The 13,197-nt window shown below is 58.0% G+C and carries 11 protein-coding genes; 3 read left to right on the forward strand and 8 right to left on the reverse strand.

Annotation, left to right across the window (positions count from 1 at the left end; genetic code table 11):
* Nucleotides 1–21 precede the first annotated feature (21 nt).
* Together minD and minE are read left to right on the forward strand one after the other, a co-directional pair.
* The gene (minD, locus tag AC1D35_RS28510; protein ID WP_113296335.1) at nucleotides 22–837 is read left to right on the forward strand and encodes a septum site-determining protein MinD; all 816 of its coding nucleotides are present in this window, start codon (nucleotides 22–24) and stop codon (nucleotides 835–837) included.
* A complete protein-coding gene (gene minE, locus AC1D35_RS28515; protein WP_113296336.1) occupies nucleotides 834–1,091 on the forward strand; it encodes a cell division topological specificity factor MinE in 258 nt (85 codons plus the stop codon). The genes minD and minE overlap by 4 nt, the downstream gene beginning before the upstream one ends.
* A gap of 103 nt (nucleotides 1,092–1,194) precedes the next feature.
* Here minE and AC1D35_RS28520 read toward each other — a convergent pair whose 3' ends face one another.
* The 6 genes from AC1D35_RS28520 to AC1D35_RS28545 all read right to left on the reverse strand — a co-directional run bounded on the left by AC1D35_RS28520 (nucleotide 1,195) and on the right by AC1D35_RS28545 (nucleotide 6,943).
* On the reverse strand, nucleotides 1,195–2,082 hold the full coding sequence (locus AC1D35_RS28520; protein WP_477941284.1) for a MurR/RpiR family transcriptional regulator: 888 nt from the start codon (nucleotides 2,080–2,082) through the stop codon (nucleotides 1,195–1,197).
* 52 nt (nucleotides 2,083–2,134) lie between these two features.
* Complete coding sequence (locus AC1D35_RS28525; protein ID WP_113296337.1) at nucleotides 2,135–3,181, reverse strand: ATP-binding cassette domain-containing protein; 1,047 nt, start codon at nucleotides 3,179–3,181, stop codon at nucleotides 2,135–2,137.
* Nucleotides 3,178–3,927, reverse strand: a complete 750-nt coding sequence (locus AC1D35_RS28530) for a glycerophosphodiester phosphodiesterase family protein (RefSeq protein ID WP_477941286.1) — start codon at nucleotides 3,925–3,927, stop codon at nucleotides 3,178–3,180. The genes AC1D35_RS28525 and AC1D35_RS28530 overlap by 4 nt, the downstream gene beginning before the upstream one ends.
* 25 nt (nucleotides 3,928–3,952) lie before the next feature.
* Nucleotides 3,953–4,762, reverse strand: coding sequence for a carbohydrate ABC transporter permease (locus AC1D35_RS28535; RefSeq protein WP_477941287.1), 810 nt, complete (start codon nucleotides 4,760–4,762; stop codon nucleotides 3,953–3,955).
* Nucleotides 4,752–5,621, reverse strand: coding sequence for a carbohydrate ABC transporter permease (locus AC1D35_RS28540; RefSeq protein WP_477941289.1), 870 nt, complete (start codon nucleotides 5,619–5,621; stop codon nucleotides 4,752–4,754). The genes AC1D35_RS28535 and AC1D35_RS28540 overlap by 11 nt, the downstream gene beginning before the upstream one ends.
* A 62-nt stretch (nucleotides 5,622–5,683) precedes the next feature.
* On the reverse strand, nucleotides 5,684–6,943 hold the full coding sequence (locus AC1D35_RS28545; RefSeq protein ID WP_477941292.1) for an ABC transporter substrate-binding protein: 1,260 nt from the start codon (nucleotides 6,941–6,943) through the stop codon (nucleotides 5,684–5,686).
* 154 nt (nucleotides 6,944–7,097) lie between these two features.
* Here AC1D35_RS28545 and AC1D35_RS28550 point away from each other — a divergent pair, with 154 nt between their 5' ends.
* Complete coding sequence (locus tag AC1D35_RS28550) at nucleotides 7,098–10,418, forward strand: polysaccharide lyase family protein (protein WP_477941294.1); 3,321 nt, start codon at nucleotides 7,098–7,100, stop codon at nucleotides 10,416–10,418.
* Between the two features lie 147 nt (nucleotides 10,419–10,565).
* Here AC1D35_RS28550 and AC1D35_RS28555 read toward each other — a convergent pair whose 3' ends face one another.
* Nucleotides 10,566–11,882 (reverse strand): UDP-glucose dehydrogenase family protein, encoded by a 1,317-nt coding sequence (locus tag AC1D35_RS28555; RefSeq protein WP_113296342.1) that lies wholly within the window; start codon nucleotides 11,880–11,882, stop codon nucleotides 10,566–10,568.
* 86 nt (nucleotides 11,883–11,968) lie between these two features.
* On the reverse strand, nucleotides 11,969–13,197 hold a 1,229-nt coding region (locus AC1D35_RS28560; protein ID WP_477941296.1), incomplete at its 5' end, for a mannose-1-phosphate guanylyltransferase/mannose-6-phosphate isomerase.

The raw sequence follows: 13,197 nt of genomic DNA on the forward strand, positions 1-13,197 counted from the left end.
TGGTTGAAACAGGAGAGGGATATGGGAAAAGTCATTGTTGTAACCTCGGGTAAAGGTGGCGTTGGCAAGACAACCTCGACTGCAGCGTTGGGGGCGGCGCTGGCGCAAAGGAACGAGAAGGTCGTCGTCGTCGACTTCGACGTCGGCCTTCGCAACCTCGATCTCGTCATGGGCGCTGAGCGTCGTGTCGTCTATGACATGATCAATGTCATCCAGGGCGAGGCGAAGCTGACCCAGGCGCTGATCCGCGACAAGCGGCTGGAAACGCTGTTTCTGCTGCCCGCATCGCAGACTCGCGATAAGGATTGCCTTACCGCTGAAGGTGTCGAGCGCGTCGTCAACGAATTGAAGACGCATTTCGACTGGGTTATCTGCGACAGCCCCGCCGGCATCGAGCGCGGCGCAACGCTTGCGATGCGCCATGCCGATATCGCCGTCATCGTCACCAATCCGGAAGTCTCCTCGGTGCGCGATTCCGATCGCATCATCGGTCTTCTGGATGCCAAGACGGAAAAGGCAGAAAGAGGCGAGCGCATTGAAAAGCACCTGCTTCTGACCCGCTACGATGTCACTCGCGCCGAACGCGGCGATATGCTGAAGGTGGATGACGTGCTCGAGATTCTGTCGATCCCGCTGCTCGGCATCATTCCGGAAAGCATGGATGTGCTGCGCGCTTCCAACCTCGGCGCTCCGGTCACGCTAGCGGACCAGAATAGCGCCCCGGCAAGGGCCTATTTCGAAGCGGTCCGTCGCCTTTCGGGCGAAGTTCTCCCGGTGACGGTACCCGGCGAGAAGCGCGGCCTGTTCGGCAAGATCTTCGGACGGAGGGCAGCATGAGCGTATTTGATTTCTTTCAGAAGAAGAAAACTGCGCCGATCGCGCGCGAGCGCCTGCAACTGCTGCTAGCGCACGAACGCGTGTCCCCCGGCTCGGATCTCGTGTCTCTTCTCAGAGAGGAGATCCTCGCGGTTATCGCCAAACACGTCGAAATCGAAGGCGATCGCCTGCAGATAAGGATCGATCGCGGCGAGAATTTTTCGATTCTCGAAATCGATGTGGAGATTCCAGCCAAGGCCGCTCGGGCGGCTTGAGCTTCGAATGCAGGTATCCGGGAGACGGAAATGCTTCCCGGATACAACTTGGCGATCATCGGGTGAACCGCAGGCGCGGTCAGTCGTTTCCAAGGCTTTGGCGCTACAGAATCACCGGCGATAGGCCGCGGTCCGCGCGGAACGCCTTGAAACTGCTGAGTGCCCGCAGCGAACGGCCGTCATCAATGGCGGCAAGATCGAGAATGACGGCGTTGGCGATCGTCATGGGAACGACAAGAGACTGCGATTCGCCGGCTTCGCCACGGGAAACCGAGATCTGCCGATCGGGCGCGGGGTCGATGCGGGCGCTGAGCAGATCAGTCAGTGCCAGAACCTTTGCGCCTCCTTCGGCTGCGATCTTCCTGATCTGATGGATGAGCGGTGAAGCCTTGCGGAAGGCGAACAGCCAGACGACATCGCCCGGTCCCAACGTCGCCAGCGCTTCGGCGATCAGGTGCATCTGGCTCCCGAGATCGATTGACGGATAGCCAGAGCGATTGAGCCTGAGTGCGATGAGTGAGGAGAGGGCGGCGGAATGACCGCGCCCGAAGACAAACACCCGGCGACAATCGCGCAACACCTCCGAAAAACCCCTGACATCCGCGTCCGCGACAGCGTTTCTGACCTGCTGAAGTGCAGCAATTTCACTGTCGAGCACGGAGGAAAGGACACCGCCTTCCTCCCCCCGGACGAGACGGGCGGCCATGCGGGCGGCCGGGCTTTCGAAATCGCCGCCACCTTCGATGAGATTGGCCTGCAGGAAAGTCCTGAATTCAGGATAGCCCTTGAAACCGAGACGGCGCGCCAGCCGTACGGCCGAAGCCGGATGCACACCGGCGCGGAAGGAGACAGTCTTGCCGTTTTCCATAGCTGCGCGGATCGGGTCCTGCATCATCACGTCGAGAAGGCGTGTGTCGGCCTCGGTGAGCTTTGTCGAATTGCGGCTGATAAGATCGCCGAGAAGTTGCGGAATTTCGTTCGGTCTTTCCATCGCATCACGTCTCATGGAGCAGCTTTTCGGGGCCGGGACCAGTCAGCGGCGTCTAAATTCGGCGATCTCCAGCTGAAAGATCGACGCGGCTCCCGCTCTGGTTATCGAAAAACACGGCCCGGTCAAGGTCGCACGTGACCCAGAAGTTGTCGGCGTGGCGTGGCACGTCCTTGCGCGGACTGATGAGCGTAATGCGTCCGGCTGGACTGTCACAGTGCAGGATCATATCAGAACCTGTCATCTCAGACAGCATAAGCCGAGCGGGCAGGGCAGGCTCACGCGGCTTTTCGGCGCGGATCGCCATGCATTCGGGCCTCAGCCCAGCCGTCAAGTTTGCTCGGCCCTGCCAGCCGGGGAGATGTTCGACAGGCAGGAAATTCATCGCGGGAACGCCGAGGAAGCCCGCGACAAAGCGGTTCTGCGGCTGGTCGTAGATCGCTTCCGGTGTGTCGAACTGCAAGAGGTCGCCATCCTTCATCACGGCAATCCTGTCGGCCAATGAGAGCGCCTCGGTCTGATCATGCGTGACATAGACGATGGTGGCGCCGAGCTGACGATGCAACTCCTTGATCTCGGTGCGCATTGCAACGCGCAGTGCGTTGTCGAGGTTCGACAGCGGCTCGTCCATCAGGAAGATGGAGCTGTTGCGCGCCATGGCGCGGCCCATCGCCACACGCTGACGCTGGCCGCCGGACAGCGCGCCCGGCTTGCGATCAAGATAGGCTTCGAGCTGCAGCGTTCTGGCCACATTTTGGGCGCGCGCATTGCGTTCGGCTTTCGGCATGCCGCGCAGTTCCAAACCGAAAGCGATATTCTCGCGCACCGTCATATGCGGATAGAGCGCGTAGTTCTGGAAGATCATGGCGATGTCACGATCCTGCGGGGCGAGATCATTTGCTCGCTTTCCGCCTATTTCGATATCGCCCTGTTCGCAGCGTTCCAGGCCGGCAATCAGGCGCAACAGCGTGGACTTGCCGCAGCCGGAAGGGCCGACGATGACGATGAATTCGCCTGATTTGATATCCATGGAAACGCCATGCAGGATTTCCGGCCCGCCGGGATAGGATTTCCTGATGTCTCGAAGGATGATGCCGCTCATTGGGCGGCCTCTGCCCGGAAGCGGTCGCGAATGGCGATTGCAAGGCTAGGCCTGTCCGTCGTGAAGACCTTGATGCCGAGCGCCAGCACCTTCTCGATCTGCCTGGCCGAATGGGCAGCCCAGCAGCCGAAATCGAGCCCGGCGTTCTCGATCTCGGCCATCAACATGGAATCGGCCGTATCAACATGGACGCCGAGTTCGGGGATGTCGTGAGCTTTGGCGACTTCGATGACAGCTGCTGGTCCGAGCTGACGCAAGACCGGCGGGCTGACGAGCCAGAGTTTTGGTCGGCTGGTAGCCGCCGAAAGCGCATCCTGCGACTCCACCAGAAACGAGGAGAAGATCGTTCTTTCCAGCATGCCGTGACGGGCGAGGGTTTCGACGACGCGAGGCACAAAATTCTCATAGGGGCGGCCGTCGACGCCAGGCTTTATTTCGCAGCGGAAATCCACCGTGCTGTCGGCGTAGAGGGTGCAAAGCTCGGCAAGCGAGATCGGATGCCCACCGTTGCCGTAGTTGATGATAGCGGCCCGGACTTCTGCTTCGCTCATGGCGGCGATCGCACCGCTACGGTCCGTCGTCCCGTCCAGCGTTGCGTCGTGATGGACCATGATCGCGCCATCGGCTGTCGGATGGACGTCGAATTCCACCTCCTCCAGTAGCATTCTTGCCGTCGCAGCAAAGCCTTGCGGCGTGCTGTCGCCGAATTCCAGAGTGCCGCCGCGGTGCGATGCGATGCGTGTCATTCTATGCTTGTCCTTCTTCATGGATCTATTTGACCGCGCCGAGCGTAATGCCGCGCACGAGATGGCGCTCGACCAGCAGAAAGCCGAGCAGCACCGGCAGGATGCTGAGGGTGCAGGCGGCCATGACGAGCGGCCAGTCGACCAGGCCCTCGCCGGGATTGATACGATAGAGGCGGGCAAGGCCGATCTGCAGCGTGTAGAGGTCTTCCTTGCCGACGGCCACCAGCGGCCAGATGTAGTTGTTCCATTCGCTGATGAAGATGTAGAGACCCATCGAGAAGATCGCCGGCCTGGCGATCGGCACGATCACCCGCCAGAGCACCTGCAGCGGTGTGGCTCCGTCCATATAGGCKGCCTCGTCCAGAGCCTTCGGAATGCCCTTGATGTACTGGCGCRGGAAGAAGGCAGCAAAGCCGTTCGAGATCGCCGGCAGGATGAGGCCGGCGTAAGTGTCGAGCAGGCCGGCCTTGGCAAGCGTCAGATAGTTGGGGATCAGGCTGATATGGCTCGGGATCATCAATGTGGCGACCGTCGCGCCGAAGAGCAGGTTGCCGCCGCGGAACTGGAAGCGCGCGAAGGCGAAGGCGGCCATGGTGGCGACCGTGATGCCGAGCAGCGTCACCAGACCCGAAACGATGATGCTGTTTGCGAGATAACGGGCGAAATTGTACTCGGTGACGGCGCGGACATAGTTGTCCAGCGTGAACTCGTACCTGCCGGTATAATAGGATTGCGCCGTCTCGAAGGACATCCAGATGGAGTAAAGAACGGGCGACAAAAAGATCAGCCCGGCAAGCAGCGCGAGGCCGGTCAAGAGCGGGTTTTCAAGCTTCATAATGCACCTTCCGGCCGATGACGAAGGATTTGATCAGCGCCAGCACGATCAGGAAAATGAAGAGCAGGACGGCGAGTGCCGAGCCCCTGCCGATGTCGAAGAGAGTGAAACCCACGCGATAAAGCAGGTTGACGAGCATGTCGGTAGCACCCGCGGGGCCGCCATGGGTCATGATGTTGACGATGGTGAAAACCTGGAAGGCTTCGATCACCGAAATCACCAGCAGGAAATAGGTGGTCGGCATGACGAGCGGGATGGTGACCCGGCGGAAGACATGGAAACGCCTGCCGCCATCGACGGCAGCGGCATCATAAAGCTCCTGCGGCACAGCCTGCAGGCCGGCAATATAGATGACGATATCGTAGCCGAGCTGTTTCCACGTATTGACGAAAATCAGCACCCAGAGGGCAAGCTGCGGATCCTGCAGCCACGGCACTTTCCCGAGGCCGAGCGAGGTGAGGACGGCGTTCACCATGCCGTAATCGGTAGCGAAGAGCCAGGAGAAGACGACCGCAATCGAGACGGTTGAGGTAACGGAAGGCAGAAACAGCGCCCCGCGCAAAAGCCGCGACGGCAATGTCTCGCGGACGAGATAGCTCGCGACCGCGAGCGCCAGCGCCAGCCTGATCGGTACGGAAATCAGCGCAAAGAGTGCAGTCACCTGCAGCGCATTCCAGAAGTCGCGGGAATTCAGCAGCAGGCGGTAGTTCTCGAAACCGACGARGGGCATGGTCGGCGACAGAAAGTCCCAGTGCCGGAAGCTGAGGTTCACACTGGTAATAACGGGGATATAGGTGAAGACCGTGATGAAGATGATCAGCGGTGCGACGAGGAAATAAGGCGTGAGTTTCCGCAGCATGGGACCGAGACAGTTGAGACGACGAGCTGTTTAAGGCCCGCCGTCTTGCTGAAGGGGGAGGCTTAGTTGCTGGAACGCTTGGCTTCTTCGCGGGTCTGGGTCGCGAAGTCCTTCATCGTTTCCGTGACATCGCGCTGGCCGAGCGCCATGGCTTCCCACATCTTGTACTCCGTCGCGCGCATCCAGGTGACGACCGGCGGACGGGCGCGACCATGGGCGAAGTCGAGCTGCTTGATGGCAACATCGATGCCCTGCTTTTTGGCAAGCGCCTCGGCGGCAACTGGCTGGGCGGCACTCTTCTTGTTGATCGGCAGGTAGCCAGTCGCTGCGAACCAGACGGCGTTGGCTTCCGGCGAAGCGGCATAGCTGATGAACTTGTAGGCAGCATCCTGGACGTCCTTCGGCGAGGTTGCCAGGATGCCGATGCCGGCGCCGCCGATCGGAACAGAGCAAACCTTGTTGCAGGGCATCGAGCGGACTTCGAGCTTGTCGCCGAGCGCCTTCCTGGCGCCGCCATAGTCACCTGTCGAGTTCAGGGATATGCCGACCTTGCCGGCGTAAAAAGCGTCGCGGCCGACATCTTCGTCGGTAACGCCATCGGGAGAGGCGACCTTCTGGTCATGAACCAGCGAAGCCATCCACTGATAGGCCTCGATCGTGTTCGGCGAGTCGAGCAGGATGTCGTTGGTCTTGGAATCGATCAGCTCGCTGTCGTTGGACATGACGAGACCCCAGCGGGCGAACTGGCCGGGGGCTGCAATGCCGGTAATGCCTTCCGAGCCGAGCTTTTCGGTGATTGTCTTCGAAACGGCAAGAATATCTGCGAAAGTCTTCAGCGACGGTTCCGTCGTGAAGCCGGCACGCGCCAGGATATCCTTGTTGTAATAGAGGACCGGCGTCGAGGAGTTGAACGGCACGATGTAGTTCTTGCCGTTGTAGACGCCAACCTCACGGGCGTAGTCGTAGAGGTCGTCCTTCAGCGGGTCGGCATTGAAATAGGGCGTGAGGTCGATCAGCGCGCCGCGGTCGGCGAAGAGGCCGTAGCGGGTGACTTCCATGATGACGGCATCAGGTGCACGTTTCGCGGGGATGGCCGCCTGCAACTTGGCGACGATGTCGTTGTAGTCGCCGACGAACTCGCCTTCGATATGAATCCCGGGGTTGGCGGCCTCGAAATTTGCGATGATCTTGTTGAGCGCCTCGCCGGAGGATTTGCTGAAGCTGTGCCAGAATTTCACCGTCGTATCGGCATGCGCTGAGCCAACCATGGACATCAAGGCGACAACACTGGCCGCAACCGTATTTTGCAATTTCATTGACATAACTTTCTCCTCTGCAAAAAAAATTGCATTCCGTTTGGGCGAGGAGTAGCGCGCAGACGAGACAGTTTCTTAAAGGCCGTATGAAGTTTTGGTGACAAGGCAATCGCCTCAATCACCAGGGGTTGTTTGATTTTTTAAAAAACGACTCTGAATAGTGGGGGAAATGTCGTATTTTAATTTTTTGTTTTTGTTCTCTTTAACGTTCATTTGGGACCCTGTTGGCATTGAAACCAACAGGAACGGCGGGCAAATGGTTACCATAATTCAGCCGGAAGACTGGAACAGCTCCCTAACGGGTTACTATTCAATTGAGGTGGACGATCAACCCTTTGAATATCAGGGCGGAGCCAAGGACTATGCCCTGTCGGTGCCGCGGGAGGGGGCTATCCGGTTCGAGCTGCACGACGGAGACCAGGCTCCGTGGGATGTGGCGAACAATCACGCCTCCGAGCGCGTTGAGATCGCCGACAGGCAACCAATCACCTACGGAACGCCGCTGCAGGTTTCCTATGACTTCATGCTCGAGCAGGGGCCGCCCAATACGGCCCATTTCATGGTGCTCGGCCAGCTTCATCAGAATGTGCACGAGGGCGCACTGGTCGTCCCGCCACCCTTTTCGGTGACGCTGACGGGCGAGAAGATGGGCATCAGCATCGGTTACAGCGATGCAAATGGAAATCCGGTTCAGCAGGTAATTTTCACTGACGCCTACGATATCCAGCGCGGGCACAACTACGACATAGATATCAAGGCGACCTTTGATCCTGATGGAAACGGACGGCTTGTCGTAACGCGAGATGGCGTGACGATTGTCGATTACATGGGGCCGCTCGGTTATATTCAGGATCAGGGGGTGTACTGGGCCGAAGGCATTTACCGCCATGCGAACGCCACGGAGAGCGTTGCAGCGGTCTACGGTGATCTGGATATAGAGACCGGTTCTACGGTCAACTTTCCAGATCCCGATGCCTATATCGCCGCTCCGACCGTTCTGGTGAGCGATGCCATGCATGATCCATCGGGCAGCAATTCGGTAACGATTAGCGGCTCAGCCAAGCTTGGCACCACCGTCGTCATTTACGAGAACGGCAAGGTGATCGCGACGGCCGAGACAGACTCAATGGGCCGCTACACCGCCGACATCGTCTTTTCGACGACAGGAGAGCATAACCTCAGCGCGGTCGCCGTCGATTCATCGGGCCGCTACGGTATCATTGCCGCCCCGGCGGGTATCGAGATCGGCACCGCTGCGGAAATCGTTGGACGCATGGACAGCATCATGACGGATGCCAGCGTTCAATCAATTATCCTCACCGACACGCATATGCTGACGGTTCCCTCCGATTATGTGATGCGCCTCTACATAAATTCAGGGGTCCTGAACAAGATCGCGGGCGACGATGTTACCTTCAAGACCAGCACGGCGGTCTCAGGCGGAAGCTACGACCGGCAGGTCTATATTTACAACGAACAAGGCAAGGTCATCGAATCCGAGCGTTATCTCGGAAGCAAGCTGGTCTTCGACCAGAAAATCGGCGCCGATGGCGTCACCACGACCCAGACCTGGAAGACGGACGGTTCGTCGGATATCAACATCACCAAGAACGGCGTCCTGATTGAGTACGAGCAATATGATTCTTTGAACCGACTGAAGTTCGAGCAGGCCTTCAACGATGACGGTTCCCGCAAGACTGTCACCTATTTCGATCCGGCCTCCGGGGCAAAAACGATCGAAACCGTCTATAATGCCGACAAGAGTTCGACCCGCACCACGTATGGCATCACCGGCAAAGACTATGTCGAGGAAGCCTATACCTACGATACAACGGGCAAGCTGATCCTTCAGGAGCGTTTCGCACCCGGGCACACAAAGATCATGTCCACCAGTTGGGAGCCCGACGGAACGACGGAAACGCACCGCTATAACGCCGCCGGTCAGGAAACGAGTTTCTCAATCGTCCACGCCGACAAGTCTCATGTCGAAGGCACTTTCGGCATCACCGGTCAGCCCTATTCCGGTCAGATCATCAGCTATGACACCAGTAACAAGATGGTCTCCAAGGATCTGCTCGACCAGAACGGCCGGCTCATCAGCACAGAAACATTCGGAATAAACCCGGCACTGAAGGTCTTTGCTTATGCAAACAGCACCGGTCCCGCCACGGGTTACACTCTCTATGCCGCAGACCATTCCTATGACGTGGCCACTTATGCCGCCGGCACGACAAACGTCGCAAAGCTCAGCCACTACGACGCTAACGGCAACCTGATCGGAACAGATATTCTCATACCKGATCCCTCGCTTGGCACTTACGATCCCGTGACGAACACCTATTATCAGGAAATTCGAAACAGCGACGGGTCGAAAGAGGGGCATCGGTACGATGCTGATACCGGCAAGGAGCTCAGCTATTATATCCGCAATGCCGACGRCAGCCGCACCGAGGCTAACTTGGCTGTCAAAGGCAAGGATTATGTCGAACAGATCATCAGCTACGATTCCAAGGGCAAGATTATCGATCTGGTGCGCAAGTACGGCGATCCTAGCCATACGATCGCCCATACTGAACATTTTGACAGCACCGGCGCCGGCGAGATCCGAAATTTCGACGTGACTGGCCAGCTTACAACTGCGCTGTTCTATACTGCAGGGCAGAAACTGATCAAAACCGAAACCTACGCGCCGGGTGATCACCTCAAGGAGTTCACGGCTTACAATAGCGACGGATCGAAGGAGACCCACAGATTCGATCCTGCCACTGGGCACGAGACGGGTTATAGCATTCGCTATGCCGACGGTGGGCGTGTCGAAGCAAGCCTTGCGATCACTGGGAAGGATTATGCCCAACAAATTCAGACATATGATGCCGCCGGAAAGCTTATCGATAGCGTCCGCAAATACGGTGACGCTGCTCACACCGTTTCGCAGTCATACCATTTGAATGCGGATGGATCGCAGGAGTGCAACAACTTCGACACGAAGGGCCGGCAAACGGTATCGGATACGACGCATGCGGACCATTCGCGCGACTACATCCTGTTTACATATGCTGGAGATGGAGCGTCGCCGAGCACGACCGAGCAGACCCACTACGGCGTCGACGGCAACAAGCAATGGACGGACAAAACGAATGTCGACGGCTCGCACACACAAACAGCATTTGCTGCCGGTGTGATCCTGACGTCGCATGAGGGGGTGAAAGACACGCTGGTCGGTTCCAGCATCGCCAACGATGTTTTCCTCTTCCACGCTCAGGCAGGCCAGGATACCGTCTCTGGTTTCCAGGCGCATGGGGGAAATATCCATGACCGAATCGCCTTCGACAGCTCGCTGGTGGACGATTACGCCAGCCTGCATGCGTTAATGAGCTCCACCTCCGCCGGAACGCTCATCACCTTCGACGATCATAACAGTGTGCTGATCTCCAAGGTCGCAATGGCGAACCTGTCTTCCGACGACTTCCTCTTTGTATAGAGAGATGTCTCGTCGTCGGTGACGCAGAAAAGATGACCGTACTCCCATCAGGAGGTTCGGCGAGGTATACCTGATGCCCATTCTGCAACAGGCGCGGGCCGGATGAAAGCCACCAGCCCGGCGCTCTCGCTGATGAAGGAACCGAGCTTACCTTTTCTCGGGCTTCCGTCCGATGGCAAAATAACCGAACCCATGCTTGGCAACTTCACTTGCCGGGTAAATGTTTCGGAGATCGACAATAACCGAATCTCTCATGACGCTTTTGAGGCGTTTGAGGTCGAGCGCGCGGAATTCGTCCCATTCGGTGACAATGACAATCGCGTCGGCATCCACGGCGATCTCATAAGGATCTTTCCCGTAAGTGATGGGGCCGAGCATGTCCTTTGCCGCTTCCATGCCTTCGGGATCGTAGGCGTGGACCGTGGCCCCGCCATCGAGCAGGGCCTGAACGATGGTGATCGACGGCGCGTCACGCATGTCGTCGGTGTTCGGCTTGAAAGTAAGGCCGAGAACGGCAATCTTCTTACCGCGCACGTCACCATCGCAGGCGGCGATAACCTTGCGACCCATGGCGCGCTTGCGATTGTCGTTGATCGCGACCGTCGTCTCGATGAGACGTACGGGGCTGTCAAAGTCCTGCGCGGTCTTGACGAGGGCGAGCGTATCCTTGGGGAAGCACGACCCACCGTAGCCCGGRCCAGCATGCAGGAATTTGTCGCCGATACGCTTGTCCATACCGATGCCCTTGGCAACTTTCTGGACGTCAGCGCCGATCTTTTCTGAGAGATCGGCGATCTCGTTGATGAAGGTGATCTTCATCGCGAGGAATGCGTTGGCGGCGTATTTGATGAGCTCGGAGGTGCGGCGTTCGCAGAAGTAGAGCGGCGCTTCGTTGAGATAGAGCGGGCGATATACCTCGCGCATGACCTCGATCGCACGGGCATCCTCCGTGCCGATCACGATACGGTCGGGACGCTTGAAGTCGGTGATCGCTGCACCTTCCCGCAAGAATTCAGGATTGGAGACGACAGCAATATCCTTTTCCGGAAATTCTTCACGGAAGATGCGTTCGATTTCGTCCCCGGTACCCACGGGAACGGTCGATTTGGTAACGACGACGGTGAAGCCCTTGATAGCGGCAGCAATTTCGCGCGCTGCAGCATAGACATAGGTCAGATCCGCGTGGCCATCGCCGCGGCGCGAGGGCGTGCCGACGGCGATAAAGACGACATCTGCTTCACCGACGGAAGGGGCGAGGTCTTTAGAGAAATCCAGGCGTCCAGCTTCGCGGTTCTGCTGAATGATGGCCTCGAGCCCAGGTTCAAAAATCGGCACTTCGCCGGCTTCCAGCGCTGTTATTTTTGCCTCGGACTTATCGACGCAAGTCACATGGTGACCAAAGTCGGCGAAGCAGGCACCTGAAACGAGACCGACATAGCCAGAACCAATCATAACGATACGCATGAAGCTATCTCCAAGTTAAAATAACGCCACTTGGGCTATATGCTGCAACGCAACAAATCAAGCCTAAATGGCGTTTTAAGGAAACGTTAAGAGCGGCCGAACTCGTCGACAATGCGAATGATGTCGTCTTCGCCGAGGTAGGAGCCGGTCTGAACTTCGATGAGTTCCAGAAGAATCTTGCCAGGATTTGCAAGACGGTGGACCTCTCCGAGCGGAATATAGACCGATTCGTTTTCCCGCAGCATCTGCACGTTCTCGCCGATCGTGACCTCCGCGGTCCCCTTGACAACGATCCAGTGCTCAGAGCGGTGATGGTGCTTCTGCAGCGACAGCTTCTTGCCGGGTGTGACGAAAATACGCTTCACCTGGAAACGGTCGCCGTTGAAGATCGAGGTGTAGCCGCCCCAGGGGCGATAAGAGGTGGGATGCGTCTCTGTCAGCTTCGACGTCTTCTTCTGGCCGGCAAGCAGCTTGACGAGGTTGCCGACTTGCTGGCTTTCCTTCAGCGGTCCGACATAGACTGCGTCCTCGCTGGCAATAACGGCGACATCGTCCATGCCCTGTACGGCAAGATGCACACCATGGGTCATGACGAGCGAGTTGCGGGTGTTGACGACAGTTGTGTTGGCGGCGGCAATGTTGCCGTTTTCATCCTGAATGCCGGTTTTCCATATGGCATCCCAGCTACCCAGATCCGACCACTTGAAGGCGGACGGCACGACCACCGCTTTGGACGTCTTCTCCATAATTGCGTAATCGATGGAAATGTCGGGGCTTTTTGCGAAGTGCTCTGCATCGAGGCGCGTGAAGTCCAGATCACGCGTCGCCTTCGAAACGGCCTTGCTGGCCGCTTTCAGAACATCCGGTGCATAGTCCTGCATTTCGGACAACAATTCGGTGACTGGGAACATGAAGATACCGGAATTCCAATAGAAACCACCGGCGGCCAACATTTCCTCGGCCTTTTCGCGAACTGGCTTTTCAACGAAGCGCTTGACCTCGTGTGCGCCGCCCGAAAGTTGCTTGCCGATCTCTATATAACCATAGCCGGTCGCCGGCTCGGTCGGCGTGATGCCGAAGGTAACGAGCTTGCCCTTGGCTGCCGCATCACGGGCTGTGCGGATAGCATCGAAATAGGCTTCATCGGCCAGGATTTCATGATCGGAAGCCAGCATCTGAATGATGGCTTCCTTGCCGAAATGCTCGGAGGCCAGACCTGCTGCTGCTGCCACTGCAGCAGCGGTGTTGCGGGCAACAGGCTCCAGCAAGACTGCGGCGAGCGGAATATCGAGTTCGCGGGCCTGTTCTGCAACGA

This window comes from Rhizobium sp. P1_E6, assembly GCF_056405875.1.